Origin of the sequence: Bacillus altaicus (assembly GCF_042136375.2) — a bacterium.
GTDB lineage: Bacteria > Bacillota > Bacilli > Bacillales > Bacillaceae_G > Bacillus_A > Bacillus_A cereus_U.
The window spans coordinates 69,405-84,944 of the sequence record NZ_CM143394.1 but is presented as its reverse complement, the minus strand read 5'-3'; the positions used below and the strand labels follow the sequence as shown (position 1 = coordinate 84,944).

Sequence of the window (15,540 nt, the reverse complement as noted above, 5' to 3'; positions counted from 1 at the left end):
TGGAGAGAAAAAGGGTGAAAACATATATCATTCGTAGGCTGTTACAAATGATTCCTACACTGTTGGGGACATCGATTATTATCTTCTTCCTGTTCGCACTTCTTCCAGGAGATTATATTGATTCAAACCCGAAGATTACACCGGAAAGAGCAGCTGAACTTAGGGAATTGTATGGATTGAATAAACCAATTGTTGAGCGATATTTTCACTGGCTAGGTAATGCATTGCAGGGGGACTTTGGTTTTTCTCTTCAATATCAAGAATCTGTAACGTCATTATTAAATAAATTTATATGGAATTCGTTTATTGTTGCGATTATTGCATTGTTCTTTATTTGGCTAATTGCACTTATTATCGGTGTATTTTCAGCGACAAAGCAACATTCTTTATTCGATAAGCTTGTAACAATTGGTGTATTTGCAGCGATGTCATTTCCTTCATTCTTTATCGGTTTGTTTTTAATTAAAGTGTTTGCGGTTGACTTTAAGCTGTTACCGATAGGCGGGATGATTGATGTTGGGAGTAATTCAACTGGGCTTGCTTACGGAATAGAAGTTGCAAAGCATATGGTTTTACCCGTATTTATTTTAACTCTTCTTGGAGTTGGCTCATTAACTCGTTATTTTAGAACGAGTATGTTAGAGGTTGTACGGCAAGATTACATTCGAACGGCTAGAGCAAAAGGTTTAAAGGAGAAGACCGTTATTTATAAACATGCATTAAAAAATGCAATTTTGCCGGCTATTACATTGCTTGCATTTGAATTACCAGGGTTGTTTTCAGGGGCAATTATTATAGAACAAATTTTCAACTGGCCAGGTATCGGTAATATTCAATTAGAAGCACTTAATTTTCGTGATTATACGGTATTAATGGCATTTACGATGTTTCTTTCGTGTTTGACAATTGTTTCAAACTTTTTAGCGGATATTGTATATGCAGTTGTTGATCCACGTATTCGGTTGAAGTAAGGGGGGGAAAGAGATGGAAACTGTTACAGCAACTACGGAAAAAAAAGAAAAAAAGAAAAGAAGGAATGAATCATCGCCGTGGAGGCAAGCTTTTAAAAGGATAAAGAAAAATAAAATGGCACTTATAGGATTTTACGCATTAGTTTTTATGTTTTTATTTTGTTTTATTGGTCCATTCTTTTCACCGTATGCATCAGGAAAAATACAAGTTACGCTAATTAACAAACCACCTAGTTTTTCTCATTGGCTTGGCACAGATCAATTAGGAAGAGACATTTTAACGAGGCTTATGCAAGCAGGACGGATTTCATTAACAATTGGCTTAGCCTCAATGGTGTTATCCGTTATACTAGGTGCTTTATTAGGAGCGATTGCAGGTTTCTACCGTGGTATCGTCGATAATATTATAATGCGTCTTGCTGATATTTTAATGTCGATGCCAGGATTACCGTTACTTATTATAATGGGAGCTATTTTATCAGAATGGAAAGTACCATCTGATTATCGTCTTTATGTCATTATGATCATTTTAAGTTTAGTAGGTTGGCCAGGACTTGCACGCCTCGTACGAGGTCAAATTTTATCGCTGCGAGAACAATCGTTTATGCAAGCTGCTGATGTACTCGGGATAAACGATTACCGGAAAATTGTATATCATTTAATCCCAAATGTTCTGCCGATATTAATTGTTGTATCCACATTAGGTGTTGCAGGTTCTATTTTAGGAGAGTCTGCACTAAGTTACCTAGGACTTGGCGTTGTCCCGCCTACACCATCGTGGGGAAATATGATTAGTGCAGCAAACTCATTAATCGATTTCCAAAAGCGTCCGTGGTTATGGATCCCGCCTGGTTTTGCAATCTTTATAACAGTTGTATCAATTAATATACTTGGCGATGCACTTCGTGATGCATTAGATCCAAAGATGAAGCGGTAGGTGAGAAAGCATGAGTAAAGCAGTAGTAGAGCTAAAGGATTTACAAACACACTTTCAGACGGAAGAAGGTACAGTAAAGGCTGTCAATCATGTTAGCTTTTCAGTTCGAGAAGGTGAAACAGTTTGTGTAGTAGGCGAATCAGGTTGCGGGAAAAGTGTAACGGCTTTATCTATTATGGGACTTATTGCTGAATCTGGCGGCATCGTTGGTGGTGATATTCTTTATGAAGGAAAAAGTCTTTTAGGAATGAAAGAGAAAGAACTTCGTAGTTTAAGAGGAAATGATATCGCGATGATTTTCCAGGAACCGATGACATCGCTTAATCCGGTCTTTACTGTTGGAGAGCAAATTGTTGAGACGTTAAGAGAGCATGAACTACTTAGCAAAAACGAAGCATACAAAAAAGCAATTGAATTAATTCGTAAAGTTGGTATTGCTCGTGCTGATGAAATTGTCCATTCTTATCCGCACGAATTAAGCGGTGGCATGTTACAACGTATTATGATTGCTATTGCACTTAGTTGTAATCCAAAGTTATTAATTGCAGATGAACCGACAACAGCTCTGGACGTTACGATTCAAGCGCAAATATTAGATTTACTAAGGCAAGTAAAAGAGGAATTTAAAACATCGATTTTATTAATTACACATGATCTAGGTGTTGTAGCAGAAATGGCCGATTATGTTGTCGTTATGTATGGTGGAAAAGTTATTGAAGAGGCACCGGTACTAGAGATATTTCAAAATCCGAAACATCCATATACGCAAGGGCTGCTAAAATCAAAACCAGTAATGGGGAAACGAACAGATAAACTTTATTCTATTCCAGGGCAAGTTCCAAATTTAGTTGGCTTAGATGAGTTTTGCTACTTTAGTGGCCGCTGTGAACATTGCATGGAAATATGCCAAAATGAAGCGCCAAATCTTAATGTGCATGACGAGGATCATAAAGTAGCTTGTTGGTTATATGAGGAGCGTGCTGGGCAATGAGTGAACCATTATTAGAAGTGAAGAACTTAAAAACGTATTTTCCGATTAAGGGCGGCGTATTTAGTAGAACGATTGGACATGTGAAAGCGGTAGATGGGGTAAGCTTTACAATTGATAAAGGAGAAGTGTTTGGCCTTGTAGGAGAGTCTGGAAGTGGGAAAACGACGATAGGAAAAACAATTCTCCGTCTCGTTCAAAAAACAGAAGGTGAAGTGAAATTTAAAGGTCAAGATGTTCATGCTTTATCAAAAGAAGAGCTGAGAAAGCATCGTCCTAATATGCAGCTCGTCTTTCAAGATCCATTTAGCTCATTAAATCCAAGAATGAGAATTGGAGAAGCGCTTGGTGAGCCAATGTTGGCTCACGGACTAGCGACGAAAGAAAATGTCCGTGCAAAGGTGATAGAAGTATTGGAGTTATGTGGTTTAGCGCCTTATCATATTGACCGGTACCCTCATGAGTTTTCCGGTGGGCAACGTCAACGTATCGTTATTGCAAGGGCGATGGTATTAGATCCAGAGTTTATTGTAGCTGATGAGCCTGTTGCGGCATTAGATGTATCTATTCAAGCGCAAATCATTAATTTGTTTAGTGAATTACAGGAGAAAAAGGGATTATCCTATTTATTCATTTCACATGATTTAAGTGTTGTGGAGCACTTATGTACGAAAATTGGAATTATGTATTTAGGAACTATTGTGGAAACAGCACCACGTGATGAGTTATTTGCGAATCCGCTTCATCCATATACAAAAGCATTGTTATCAGCAGTGCCAATACCGGATCCAACAGTTAAGCGAGAACGGATTATTCTAGAAGGGGATATTCCAAGTCCTGCAAATCCACCATCAGGTTGCCGTTTTCATACACGTTGCCCCTTTGCTACAGATATTTGTAAAACGAATGTACCAGAATTCCGTAATGTGGGTGAAGATCATTTTGTTGCTTGTCATCATGTGTAAAAGAAAAGGACTCTTTCAAAATGTGAAAGAGTCCTTTTTTTATTTACTTGATGAAGTTTGTTTTAATACAAATTGCTCAATTGCATGAGCAACACCGTTTTCATTATTTGTTAATGTAACAACGTCACATAATTTTTTTACGTCTTCTTCAGCATTTCCCATTGCAACTGATAAGCCGGCTACTTGTAGCATTGGCACATCATTAAAGTTGTCACCGATTGCAACAGTATCTTCAATTGGTATATTGAAATAAGCTGCCATTTCTTGCAAACCATTGCCTTTATGGCCATGCTTATCCATAATTTCTACATTAGTAGGAGCTGATGCCGTAACTGAAATGTCCGTATCTTCTTGTAAAGTTTGTAATAGCTGTGAACGATGAGCAGCATTAAATGTTAAAATGAAGAATTTAGATATTTCTAATTCTGGATTATTTACGACATCTTCTATTTTTTGGAAATCAGTAATTAAGTTAGATTTCTTTTGTTTTTCTGTAATTCTTTCAAGTTCCTCAAGTGTAACATCTAGTGTATGTTTATTTTCTTCGAATGCCTGCATGACTTGACCTTGCCATGTATAAGGAGAATAAACCCCTTTATTTGTGTACAACTTATATGGGAAACCTTCAGATTCTAGTAATTTTGCAAGCTTGTATACTTTATCATTTTGTAAACAACGCGAGTTAATTACTTTTCCGTCCACATAAACAATTGCCCCATTGCTTGCTCCAACTGGAAGAGATAGTTTATATTCTTCCAATAATTTCAAAGCATCCTCTTTCGCGCGGCCAGAACAAATCATTACAATATGACCAGCCTCTTTTGCGGTTTGGATAGCTTGTAAGTTCTCTTTGGAGATTTCAAGATTAGATGATAGTAGTGTACCATCCATATCTAGTGCGATTAATTTCAAAATGACCACCTCTTTGTTTCCATTATACATAGTTACATAGAGGAAACATATAAACTTATCTTGGAAAGATAGTATTTTATCCCGCATTAATTTCTAGTAAAAGTGCGATTGGTGAGGGGAATAATTAGTAGGGAATGGAACTCTCGTTGATTAAAGTTTCACTTTGGTTTTTAACAAAATAGAGATGAATAATATTATATTTCGCTTTATGACCTTAATGTTACACTAGTGTTACAAATGTGATTGTAGTAGAAAACGCATTAAAACAAGGTTTTTGAGTGTTTATTTAAAAAAACGTAAAAAAAGTGTAATAAAATTTACGTAATTATATTGCAACGTAATAATAGTTATGTTACATTAGTGTTACAAACGTTACGTAATTAATTTCAATGTAACGTTAACATGAAAACTATGAAATAATCATTTCTTAGTAATTACATATAGATAACTTATAAAAAAGGAGAATGAATGATATGAACAACGAGCAAGTATTAAACGTAACAAAAGGTGACTTCTTAGGATCAGCAAGCGGAGCAGTAGTATTAACAGCATTAATCGTATTTCTTTCAAGCGTATTAGTATAATAGAAGTTTTGTAACAAAAATAAGAGAAGGGAGAATGAAAATTATGAACAACGAGCAAGTATTAAACGTAACAAAAGGTGACTTCTTAGGATCAGCAAGCGGAGCAGTAGTATTAACAGCATTAATCGTATTTCTTTCAAGCGTATTAGTATAATAGAAGTTTTGTAACAAAAATAAGAGAAGGGAGAATGAAAATTATGAACAACGAGCAAGTATTAAATGTAACAAAAGGTGACTTCTTAGGATCAGCAAGCGGAGCAGTAGTATTAACAGCATTAATCGTATTTCTTTCAAGCGTATTAGTATAATAGAAGTTTTGTAACAAAAATAAGAGAAGGGAGAATGAAAATTATGAACAACGAGCAAGTATTAAGCGTAACAAAAGGTGACTTCTTAGGATCAGCAAGCGGAGCAGTAGTATTAACAGCATTAATCGTATTTCTTTCAAGCGTATTAGTATAATAGAAATTTTGTAACAAAAACAAAAGAAGGGAGAATGAGGAATATGAACAAGGAACAAGTATTACAAGTAACAAAAATGGATATTTTAGTATCAGCAGGTGGAGCAGCTGTATTGACAGCGTTTATTATATTCCTTACAAATGTATTAGTATGATGAATATTGATAACAATAAGTTTTTATACACCGTACGTACCATTATTCTAAAAAAATAAAGACTCTAGCATATTAGTAAATAGTTAATATGTTGGAGTCTTTTTTGTTTTCCTCTCATATATCCCCTCAAGTATTAATGTTATCCTCTTATCTCGCAAAGGCCCGCTAATTAAAGTTTCACTGTATTTTAAAGAGAAAAAAGTCGAATTTTATATGTAAGAAAAAAAGAGGAATTTGACAGAAAAGATAGAAAATTTTAAAGGTCAGAAATTGTTAGCCTGCTAACTAATTTCTATTAATTGATATTGGAAGCGTTTTTGGTTGGTTTTAAGTATGAACCATTTAATCTATTTACAGGGGGATGAAGATATTATGAAACAAAAATCTATGGATACGCTAGCTGCACAAATGGAGGACTTTTTTCCGGTACGTGATGTAGATCATTTAGAGTTTTACGTAGGAAATGCAAAGCAATCAAGTTATTATCTTGCGAGAGCGTTTGGATTCAAAATTGTAGCTTATTCTGGATTAGAAACAGGAAACCGTGAAAAGGTATCTTATGTTCTTGTGCAAAAAAATATGCGTTTTGTTGTGTCTGGAGCTTTAAGTAGCGATAGCCGTATTGCAGAGTTTGTAAAGACTCATGGTGATGGAGTGAAAGATGTGGCTTTACTTGTTGATGATGTTGATAAAGCTTACTCGGAAGCGGTGAAGCGTGGCGCTGTTGCGATTGCTCCTCCTGAAGAGTTAACAGATGAGGAAGGTACCTTGAAGAAAGCGGTTATTGGTACGTATGGTGATACAATTCACACGCTTGTAGAGCGTAAAAATTATAAAGGAACATTTATGCCAGGATTCCAAAAGATAGAGTTTAATATTCCATTTGAAGAATCCGGTTTAATTGCTGTAGACCATGTCGTTGGTAACGTTGAGAAAATGGAAGAATGGGTTAGTTATTATGAGAACGTCATGGGATTTAAACAAATGATTCATTTTGATGATGACGATATTAGCACAGAGTATTCGGCATTAATGTCAAAAGTTATGACGAATGGAAGCCGTATTAAGTTTCCAATTAATGAACCAGCAGACGGAAAAAGAAAGTCACAAATTCAAGAATATCTAGAGTTTTATAACGGAGCGGGTGTACAGCATCTCGCTTTATTAACAAGTGACATTGTAAAAACAATTGAAGTACTTCGTGCGAATGGTGTGGAGTTTTTAGATACGCCAGATACGTATTACGATGAGTTAACTGCACGAGTGGGGAAAATTGATGAAGAAATTGATAAATTAAAAGAATTGAAGATTCTAGTAGACCGTGACGAAGAAGGTTATTTATTACAAATCTTTACGAAACCAATTGTAGATCGTCCAACTCTATTTATTGAAATCATCCAACGTAAAGGTTCTCGTGGATTTGGCGAAGGGAACTTTAAAGCGTTATTCGAATCAATTGAAAGAGAACAAGAGCGTCGCGGAAATTTATAAAATTTGTATCCACCAGCAAGAGTTTCTTTGTTGGTGGAAATTTCATTTTCATAGGGAGGAATCATGATGAAATTTGTTACATTTCGTCTCCCCTCGAAAGAAATGCGAGCTGGATGGCTTGAAGGTGACAAAGTAATCGATATGAATCTTGCGAGTGATGGACAATTACCTTCTTCTATGTTCGCCTTTTTAGAGAAAGTAGATGAGTATGTAGAAGTATTGCGTAATATTAAGAATCCTGAAAAGGGTATATATTCCTTAGATGAAGTTCAATTAGCAGCGGCAATTCCTAATCCGAGTAGCATTCGAGATTTTTATGCATTTGAACAGCATGTAAAAACAGCCCGCGGAAGAAGAGGGCTAGATGTTGTACCTGAATGGTATGATATCCCCGTTTTTTATTTTACTAACCACCGTGCTGTTATTGGACCAGATGATTTTGTTATTGGTCCGAAGAAGTCTAAAAAACTTGATTATGAGTTAGAGATTGCTTGCGTAATTGGGAAAGAAGGACGAAACATTTCTCGTGAGCAAGCAGAGGAATATATTTTTGGGTACTGTATTATGAACGACTGGAGTGCGAGGGACTTACAAGCAACAGAAATGAAAGTAGGGCTTGGCCCAGCGAAAGGGAAAGACTTTGCAACTTCATTAGGAGCGTATCTCGTTACGAAAGAGGAATTAGACGTTTATCGTAACGGTGATCGTTATGATTTAGAGATGACTGCTCATGTAAATGGGCAACTGTTATCACAAGGGAATTTCCAAGATATTTATTATACATTCTCTGAAATGATTGAACGTGCTTCGGAAGATGTTACGTTATATCCAGGGGATGTTATCGGGTCTGGAACAGTAGGAACAGGCTGTATTTTGGAGCTTGGTACGGAAGAGTGGCTGCAAGCTGGAGATGTTGTAGAACTTACGATTACTGGTTTAGGTACATTACGTAATACGGTCAAAAAAGAGATGGAAGCAGGTGATGGGCATGTATTATCGTCACATGGGGGAGCTACCTCATAAACGACATGTACAATTCCGTAAAAAGGATGGATCGCTTTATCGTGAACAGGTAATGGGAACAAAAGGTTTTTCTGGTACGCAGTCTATTTTGTATCATCATTATATGCCAACGGAAGTAGGTCATGCGGCATTATCGCATTCTTGTCAGTTACAGTATGAAGAGGATGCCCTTCTTGCTCATCGTCACTTTCGCACGAAAGAAAATAAGAAAAATGGTGATGCAGTAAGTGGAAGAACCTTCATACTTGGAAATGAAGATTTGTTAATTGGAGTAGTGAGTCCGGCAGAAAAAATGGATTATTTCTATCGTAATGGTGATGGCGATGAAATGTTATTCGTTCATTATGGAACAGGAAAAATTGAGACGATGTTTGGAACGATTCACTATAGAAAAGGTGATTATGTAACGCTTCCAATTGGAACGATTTATCGTGTTATTCCAGATGAGGGAGAGACTAAGTTTCTTGTTGTAGAGGCAAATAGCCAAATTACAACACCAAGTCGCTATCGCAATGAATATGGGCAACTGTTAGAGCATAGTCCGTTTTGTGAAAGAGATATTCGTGGTCCGGAGAAATTGGAGACATATGATGAAAAAGGTGAGTTTGTCGTAATGACAAAGTCGAGGGGTTATATGCATAAGCATGTTTTAGGGCACCATCCGTTAGATGTTGTTGGATGGGATGGTTATTTATATCCATGGGTATTTAATGTTGAGGATTTTGAACCAATTACAGGTCGTATTCATCAGCCACCACCAGTACATCAAACATTCGAAGGTCATAATTTTGTTATTTGCTCTTTCGTACCACGCTTATATGATTATCATCCAGAATCAATTCCGGCACCATATTATCATAGTAATGTGAATAGTGATGAGGTACTTTACTATGTAGAAGGTAACTTTATGAGCCGAAAAGGTGTGGAAGAAGGTTCTATTACGCTTCACCCGAGCGGGATTCCACATGGGCCGCATCCTGGAAAAACAGAAGCGAGTATAGGGAAGAAAGAAACACTTGAATTGGCTGTTATGATAGATACATTCCGTCCGCTTCGTATTGTAAAACAAGCACATGAGACGGAAGATGAAAAGTATATGTATAGCTGGATTGAAGAGGGTTCATATACTGTGAAATAAGTAAAAAGAGGCATGCTCAATAAAGGAGCATGCCTCTTTTGTGGAATCGACATGTATAATAATACCAAAAACAGTTATGAAAAGATATATAGATATGATTGTGTGAATCTTTTTATAGAAAGAATGATAAGGGTATAGCGCGTATCTCGATGATTTTCTGTTTATTCCGACAAAAGTATTGACTAAAAAACGTACTGTGGGTAAAATAAAAAAATAAATTAAATTTTCAGATAACTAAAATCATGGAGGAGCACAGTATGAAGCAAATTTTTCAAAAGAAGCCGATTTCAACGTTACTGCAAGAAAGTAAACAAAAGACATTATCGAGAACGTTAGGGGCACTTGATTTAACAATGCTTGGAATCGGAGCAATTGTTGGAACTGGTATTTTTGTTCTTACTGGCGTTGTAGCAGCGAAACATTCTGGACCAGCTATTATATTATCATTTGCTATAGCTGCATTAGCTTGTGCCTTTGCTGCATTTTGTTACGCTGAATTTGCTTCTTCAGTTCCTGTCTCAGGGAGTGTGTACACGTACACGTATGCGACGATGGGAGAAGTATTTGCATTCTTAATTGGATGGGATTTAATGCTCGAGTATTTATTAGCTACATCTGCTGTAGCCAATGGATGGTCAGCGTATTTTCAATCGTTATTAAAGGGATTTGGGATTCATATTCCGACCATTCTCTCCTCGGCTCCTGGTACAGGAAAGGGTGGAATAATTGATTTACCTGCAGTTCTAATTATTCTAGTTATGACAGCTCTTTTATCTAGAGGTGTTCGTGAAAGTGCACGAATAAATAATATCATGGTATTTATTAAAATAGCGGTTGTTCTTATCTTTATCTTTGCTGGGTTTAATTATGTAAAACCTGAAAATTGGACGCCTTTTATGCCATTTGGTTTAGATGGTGTAATGGCTGGAGCTGCTACAGTATTCTTCGCATTCATAGGATTTGATGCAGTTTCAACAGCTGCAGAAGAAGTGAAACGTCCGCAACGTGATTTACCAATCGGCATTATCGCATCGTTATTAATTTGTACTGTTCTTTATATCGTTGTTTCACTTATTTTGACAGGAATTGTTCCATACGGACAGCTAAATATATCAGATCCAGTTGCCTTTGCACTTCAATTTATTGGACAAGATAGTTTAGCGGGAGTAATTTCGGTAGGAGCAATTACAGGGATTACAACTGTAATGCTAGTTATGATGTATGGGCAAGTTCGTGTTTCGTATGCGATGAGCCGAGATGGGCTGTTGCCGAAGCGTCTTGCTAAAGTTCATCCGAAATTTAAAACACCATTTTTAAATACATGGACAACTGGGATTATTGCAGCACTTATTTCAGGGTTAATTGATTTAAATGTTTTAGCACACCTTGTAAATATGGGGACATTGTCAGCCTTTGCACTTGTAGCAGTTGCGGTTATTGTCCTGAGAAGAACTCATCCTGACTTACCAAGGGCATTTAAGGCGCCTCTTGTACCATTTTTACCAGCGTTAACGGTAATTTTTTGTTTATACTTAATGCTTCAGTTATCCGGAACAGCGTGGATTAGTTTTGGGGTATGGATGGTTATTGGTATAGCAGTTTACTTTTTATATAGCCGAAAACATAGTGCTTTAAGTAATAGTAAAAAAGAAGAAGATGTAGCAAATTTATAAGTGGAAAAATCCATTCTAATTCTGTTAGAATGGATTTTTGTTTTGAAAATTTACATTTTTCTGAATTTGTTATAAGATAATTGTTGGTTAATTAAGGGGGGGGAGTATGAAAAATACATGGCGTGAGCTAAGGGCGATGGATCGTAACGTATGGATTCGATTTATCGGTGAGACATTGAACGGAATTGCGATGATGATGTTAATGCCTTTTTTTGCACTATATTTAAAAGATAAGGTAGATTCTTTATTACAAGTTGGAATTATTATGGCGCTTTCTCCAATTGCTGCAAGCTTTGGCTCACTTATAGGCGGAAGAATAGCTGATATATATGGAAGAAAGCCAATCATGATATTTTCGATGGCGAGTAATGCATTACTAATGCTCGGTTTTTTATTTATAGAAGGGTTTATCCCATATGCCATTTTATCTATTTTTTTAGGGTTAAGTAATTCTCTATTTCATCCAGCGGCATCAGCGATGGTTGCAGATGTGACGGCGCCAGAAAAAAGAACAGAGGCATATGGTTTATTGCGAATGGGACACAATATTGGTGCTGCAATTGGACCGATAATGGGAGTATCAGTAGTTGTTTTATCGAAGAACCTTGTTTTTATTATCGCTTCGTCGACAATGCTATTTTATGCATTACTTGTATTAATTTTTATTCAGGAGACAATGCCAAAAGCCGCAGATAAAAAAGAAGAGAATGAAGAGAAGGAATCAGGTGCGGTTTGGAAAATTTTAATGAGAGATAAGGCGTTAATGATTTATTTGTTAGCGGGAATCATTATTTCTATGGGGTTTTCTCAAACAGAAGGCATGTTGCCGCTGCACTTTGATAACGAAATGAAGGGCATTAATAATCCATATCCATATTTAATGGCGCTAAATGGACTATTAGTTGTTTTATTTCAATTTCAAATTTCAAAATGGGCGGCAGATAAACCTGTCGGAAAGACGATGTTATACGGTGCGTGTTTGTTCGGAATTGGTTTGTTTTTTATAGGGTGGTTACCGAAGTGGTTTGGAGGATTAGATACAAATGCTACAATTATTTTAATAACGTTACTGTTCGTTTATGCAATATACACGTTAGGTGAGATGATTATGTCACCTGTACAGATGACGTTTGTAGCGAATTTGGCCCCTGAGCATTTGAGAGGAACATATATGGGAGCGGCCAGTTTGCAGTGGATCACAGGGGGGGCATTTGGTCCGCTTCTTGGTGGTTTTCTATTGGATCGTTTGCTTGGTCACTTCTTATTTACAATTTTAGGTGTTGGATGTGTAGTTGCAGGCTTTGTATATGTTTCTTTAGATCGTCTTGTTGAAAAAAGGCAAAAAGACACACTGACCAAACGATCTTCTTAATAAATAGATGGCATACACAAAAAGGAGATTTCTACATATTTTAGGTACATAACTAGATTAGATTGAAATTTTATTTTAGGATTTAATTTTGTGCAGTTGTGAAAAAAATAAATAGAAAGCCAATGAGTGATGTCTTTTAATTATCTGTGGAAGTTACATTTTATTTCAAATAGGAACTACCTATTTTTATAAAAAGTGCTAAAATAGAAAAATGAAAACAATTGGTTAGGGTGATTTCAGTGACAAAAATTAAATTAGGTTTACTATACGGTGGAAAATCAGCTGAGCATCAAGTTTCGCTACAAACGGCTCTTGCTGCTATTAAAGCATTAAATCAAGATAAATTCGAGATTCATCCAATTTATATTACAGAACAAGGTCAATGGGTACGCGGTGAGCGTATTGAAGGTGAAGTAACAGACGTTGAAACTTTAAAAATGAGCGGTGCAGAAAATGCGATTTCCCCGTTATCATTAAGCACAGAAATTATTCCGTCTGCAACTTCGGGGGAAGATGCTATTGACGTTATTTTCCCATTACTACATGGGCCAAACGGTGAAGATGGAACGGTTCAAGGATTATTAGAATTAATGAACATTCCTTATGTAGGTAACGGTGTATTAGCATCAGCTGCTGGTATGGATAAAGTCGTTATGAAAAATATCTTTGCAGAAGCTGGATTGAAACAAGCGAAATATGCATCTTTCATTCGTAGCGCATGGGAAAAAGATAGTGAAATAGCGTATGAAAAAGTAGAAGAAGTATTAGGATATCCTTGCTTCGTAAAACCAGCAAACCTTGGTTCAAGTGTTGGTATTAATAAGTGTAACGATCGTGAAGAGCTTGAGAATGCATTCGAAGAGGCATTCCAATTTGACCGTAAAATTATTGTAGAAGAAAATATTGTAGGTCGTGAAGTAGAAGTTGGTGTATTAGGTAATGATGAGCCGAAATGTTCTGTTGTAGGTGAAATTGTACCAAAAAAAGATTTTTATGATTACAAATCGAAATACATCGATGGTGATACAGCGTTAATTATTCCAGCTGAAATGACAGAAGAAGAGTCTAATGTAATTAAGCGAGATGCAATTATTGCATTCCAATCATTAGATGGTTCGGGCTTAACACGAGCTGATTTCTTCTTAACGAAAGATGGAGAAGTATATATTAACGAAGTAAACACAATGCCAGGATTCACGCCGTTTAGTATGTTCCCGCTATTATGGCAACATACAGGGTTACCGTATCCGGAATTAATTGAAGAGTTGATTCGTTTAGCGATTGAACGTCACGAAGAAAAACAAAAAATTAAATATACAATCTAACAAAAAAGGAGGAAGCACTATTCGAAGGAATAGTGCTTCCTCTATGTAAGGAGTGTTTTTTTATGATTAAGCGAACGTTAAAACAAGTAGAGAAAATGGTAGATGGTACTGGATTAGCAGAGAAATATGAGGGAATTACTGTACAAGGAGCATCTATTGATACGAGAAAGATTGAAAAAGGAAACTTATACGTTCCGATTCAAGGTGAACGTTTCGATGGACATGCTTTTGTAGATAAAGCTGTTGAAAACGGGGCGATTGCTACATTGTGGATGAAAGGTGTAGAAAACCCACCTGAAAATCTTCCAGTTATTTTTGTAGAAGATACACTAGCAGCATTGCAAATGTTAGCGAAAAACTATCGTGATCAATTGGATGTAAAAGTTGTTGGTGTAACGGGTAGTAATGGTAAAACATCTACGAAAGATATTGTAACAAGTATTCTTGCGACTAAATTTAAAGTTCAAAAAACAGAAGGTAATTTCAACAACCATATCGGTTTACCTCTTACTATTTTAAATTTAGAGGAAAATACAGAAGTAGCTGTATTAGAAATGGGCATGTCAAGCCAAGGAGAAATTGAATTTCTATCTAAGTTAGCTCGTCCTAATGCAGCTATTATCACGAACATTGGTGAGGCACACTTAATGGATTTAGGATCTCGTGAGGCGATTGCTGAAGCGAAGTTAGAAATTGTTACAGGTTTACAAAAGGGTGGCGTGTTCGTATATAATGGAGATGAGCCGCTATTAACGAATCGTGTTCCAGAAATGAATTTAGCAGCAGAAACAGTTACATTTGGTGATGCGAGAGCAAATGATTACTATCCAACTACTGTAACATTACAGGCAACTGGAACACACTTTAAGATGAACAGGGATGAAACTTTGTCATTCTATCTACCGGTGCTAGGAAAGCATAATGTATATAATACACTTGCTTCAATGGCAATTGCGAAACATTTTGGTGTAACGTGGGAAGAAATGAAAAAAGGTTTAGTAACACTTCAAATGACAGGTATGCGTATGGAAATTGTAAAAACAGATAGTAGTTTAACAATTATCAATGATGCCTATAATGCGAGTCCAACGGCTATGGAAGCTGCGTTCCACCTAATGAATGGCTTAGATGGATTTGCTAAAAAAATTGTTGTGCTTGGTGATATGTTAGAACTTGGAAATCAAGAAGTGCAATTTCATTATGAAGTAGGTAAATTAATTGACCCAGCAAAGATCTCATATGTATTCACATATGGTAAATTAGGGGCTCAAATTGCTGAAGGTGCAAAAATTAATTTCCCTAAAGACCGTGTAAAAGCGTATGATAGTAAAGAAGAGTTAACAAAAGAGTTGCAAGCAGTAGTTGATGCAAAAGATGTTGTGCTAGTAAAAGCGTCTCGCGGTATGAAATTAGAAGAAGTAATTACGATGTTGAAATAATTGGTGTATATAAATAGGGATGATAGCCACGAAAATAGTGGAAACTTATAATAAGCGCTTACAGTAAATGATAAAAAAATAAAAGTAAAGAAAAAAGCTCTGAATA

At 36.3% G+C, this 15,540-nt stretch carries 17 protein-coding genes; 16 read left to right on the top strand and 1 reads right to left on the bottom strand.

What is annotated here, in order from left to right; translation table 11 throughout:
• The first annotated feature begins 14 nt into the window (after positions 1-14).
• The 4 genes from ACE38F_RS00425 to ACE38F_RS00410 are packed head-to-tail and all read left to right on the top strand — an operon-like array spanning position 15 to position 3,861.
• Positions 15-971, top strand: coding sequence for an ABC transporter permease (locus ACE38F_RS00425; protein ID WP_002091399.1), 957 nt, complete (start codon positions 15-17; stop codon positions 969-971).
• A 13-nt stretch (positions 972-984) separates the two neighbouring features.
• Complete coding sequence (opp4C, locus tag ACE38F_RS00420; RefSeq protein ID WP_000451066.1) at positions 985-1,908, top strand: oligopeptide ABC transporter permease; 924 nt, start codon at positions 985-987, stop codon at positions 1,906-1,908.
• Positions 1,909-1,918: 10 nt separating this feature from the next.
• Positions 1,919-2,899 (top strand): ABC transporter ATP-binding protein, encoded by a 981-nt coding sequence (locus ACE38F_RS00415; protein ID WP_375371297.1) that lies wholly within the window; start codon positions 1,919-1,921, stop codon positions 2,897-2,899.
• Complete coding sequence (locus ACE38F_RS00410) at positions 2,896-3,861, top strand: ABC transporter ATP-binding protein (protein WP_078176780.1); 966 nt, start codon at positions 2,896-2,898, stop codon at positions 3,859-3,861. Before ACE38F_RS00415 ends, ACE38F_RS00410 begins: the two co-directional genes overlap by 4 nt.
• 39 nt (positions 3,862-3,900) lie before the next feature.
• Here ACE38F_RS00410 and ACE38F_RS00405 read toward each other — a convergent pair whose 3' ends face one another.
• Positions 3,901-4,773: a Cof-type HAD-IIB family hydrolase gene (locus tag ACE38F_RS00405; RefSeq protein WP_002187510.1), complete on the bottom strand. Its 873-nt coding sequence runs from the start codon at positions 4,771-4,773 to the stop codon at positions 3,901-3,903.
• A 473-nt stretch (positions 4,774-5,246) separates the two neighbouring features.
• On the opposite strand from ACE38F_RS00405, the gene ACE38F_RS00400 reads away from it, so the two are divergent.
• From ACE38F_RS00400 to ACE38F_RS00345, 12 genes are all read left to right on the top strand, one after another.
• Positions 5,247-5,357 (top strand): DUF3948 family protein, encoded by a 111-nt coding sequence (locus ACE38F_RS00400; RefSeq protein ID WP_001058532.1) that lies wholly within the window; start codon positions 5,247-5,249, stop codon positions 5,355-5,357.
• Positions 5,358-5,391: 34 nt separating this feature from the next.
• Positions 5,392-5,511, top strand: coding sequence for a DUF3948 family protein (locus tag ACE38F_RS00395; protein WP_002074222.1), 120 nt, complete (start codon positions 5,392-5,394; stop codon positions 5,509-5,511).
• A gap of 43 nt (positions 5,512-5,554) precedes the next feature.
• A complete protein-coding gene (locus ACE38F_RS00390) occupies positions 5,555-5,665 on the top strand; it encodes a DUF3948 family protein (RefSeq protein WP_001058532.1) in 111 nt (36 codons plus the stop codon).
• A 34-nt stretch (positions 5,666-5,699) separates the two neighbouring features.
• The gene (locus ACE38F_RS00385) at positions 5,700-5,819 is read left to right on the top strand and encodes a DUF3948 family protein (protein ID WP_000700011.1); all 120 of its coding nucleotides are present in this window, start codon (positions 5,700-5,702) and stop codon (positions 5,817-5,819) included.
• Positions 5,820-5,862: 43 nt separating this feature from the next.
• Entirely contained in the window at positions 5,863-5,973 is a 111-nt protein-coding gene (locus tag ACE38F_RS00380) for a DUF3948 family protein (protein ID WP_002113412.1), read from the top strand.
• Between the two features lie 372 nt (positions 5,974-6,345).
• The gene (gene hppD, locus ACE38F_RS00375; protein WP_375371298.1) at positions 6,346-7,464 is read left to right on the top strand and encodes a 4-hydroxyphenylpyruvate dioxygenase; all 1,119 of its coding nucleotides are present in this window, start codon (positions 6,346-6,348) and stop codon (positions 7,462-7,464) included.
• A 66-nt stretch (positions 7,465-7,530) separates the two neighbouring features.
• On the top strand, positions 7,531-8,487 hold the full coding sequence (locus tag ACE38F_RS00370; RefSeq protein WP_341307865.1) for a fumarylacetoacetate hydrolase family protein: 957 nt from the start codon (positions 7,531-7,533) through the stop codon (positions 8,485-8,487).
• Positions 8,453-9,625: a homogentisate 1,2-dioxygenase gene (locus ACE38F_RS00365; RefSeq protein ID WP_341307864.1), complete on the top strand. Its 1,173-nt coding sequence runs from the start codon at positions 8,453-8,455 to the stop codon at positions 9,623-9,625. Before ACE38F_RS00370 ends, ACE38F_RS00365 begins: the two co-directional genes overlap by 35 nt.
• A gap of 257 nt (positions 9,626-9,882) precedes the next feature.
• On the top strand, positions 9,883-11,298 hold the full coding sequence (locus ACE38F_RS00360) for an amino acid permease (RefSeq protein WP_002159541.1): 1,416 nt from the start codon (positions 9,883-9,885) through the stop codon (positions 11,296-11,298).
• A gap of 106 nt (positions 11,299-11,404) precedes the next feature.
• Positions 11,405-12,670, top strand: coding sequence for an MDR family MFS transporter (locus tag ACE38F_RS00355; RefSeq protein ID WP_341307863.1), 1,266 nt, complete (start codon positions 11,405-11,407; stop codon positions 12,668-12,670).
• 239 nt (positions 12,671-12,909) lie between these two features.
• Entirely contained in the window at positions 12,910-13,995 is a 1,086-nt protein-coding gene (locus ACE38F_RS00350) for a D-alanine--D-alanine ligase (protein WP_215555022.1), read from the top strand.
• A 62-nt stretch (positions 13,996-14,057) separates the two neighbouring features.
• Positions 14,058-15,434, top strand: coding sequence for a UDP-N-acetylmuramoyl-tripeptide--D-alanyl-D-alanine ligase (locus ACE38F_RS00345; RefSeq protein ID WP_375371299.1), 1,377 nt, complete (start codon positions 14,058-14,060; stop codon positions 15,432-15,434).
• Positions 15,435-15,540 lie beyond the last annotated feature (106 nt).

Excerpts from the sequence above, each read along its gene's own strand:
- opp4C (WP_000451066.1), top strand. The coding sequence starts at position 985 with ATGGAAACTGTTACAGCAACTACGGAAAAAAAAGAAAAAAAGAAAAGA.
- ACE38F_RS00415 (WP_375371297.1), top strand. The coding sequence starts at position 1,919 with ATGAGTAAAGCAGTAGTAGAGCTAAAGGATTTACAAACACACTTTCAG.
- ACE38F_RS00410 (WP_078176780.1), top strand. The coding sequence starts at position 2,896 with ATGAGTGAACCATTATTAGAAGTGAAGAACTTAAAAACGTATTTTCCG.
- ACE38F_RS00400 (WP_001058532.1), top strand. The coding sequence starts at position 5,247 with ATGAACAACGAGCAAGTATTAAACGTAACAAAAGGTGACTTCTTAGGA.
- ACE38F_RS00395 (WP_002074222.1), top strand. The coding sequence starts at position 5,392 with ATGAAAATTATGAACAACGAGCAAGTATTAAACGTAACAAAAGGTGAC.
- ACE38F_RS00390 (WP_001058532.1), top strand. The coding sequence starts at position 5,555 with ATGAACAACGAGCAAGTATTAAATGTAACAAAAGGTGACTTCTTAGGA.
- ACE38F_RS00385 (WP_000700011.1), top strand. The coding sequence starts at position 5,700 with ATGAAAATTATGAACAACGAGCAAGTATTAAGCGTAACAAAAGGTGAC.
- ACE38F_RS00380 (WP_002113412.1), top strand. The coding sequence starts at position 5,863 with ATGAACAAGGAACAAGTATTACAAGTAACAAAAATGGATATTTTAGTA.
- hppD (WP_375371298.1), top strand. The coding sequence starts at position 6,346 with ATGAAACAAAAATCTATGGATACGCTAGCTGCACAAATGGAGGACTTT.
- ACE38F_RS00370 (WP_341307865.1), top strand. The coding sequence starts at position 7,531 with ATGAAATTTGTTACATTTCGTCTCCCCTCGAAAGAAATGCGAGCTGGA.
- ACE38F_RS00365 (WP_341307864.1), top strand. The coding sequence starts at position 8,453 with ATGTATTATCGTCACATGGGGGAGCTACCTCATAAACGACATGTACAA.
- ACE38F_RS00360 (WP_002159541.1), top strand. The coding sequence starts at position 9,883 with ATGAAGCAAATTTTTCAAAAGAAGCCGATTTCAACGTTACTGCAAGAA.
- ACE38F_RS00355 (WP_341307863.1), top strand. The coding sequence starts at position 11,405 with ATGAAAAATACATGGCGTGAGCTAAGGGCGATGGATCGTAACGTATGG.
- ACE38F_RS00345 (WP_375371299.1), top strand. The coding sequence starts at position 14,058 with ATGATTAAGCGAACGTTAAAACAAGTAGAGAAAATGGTAGATGGTACT.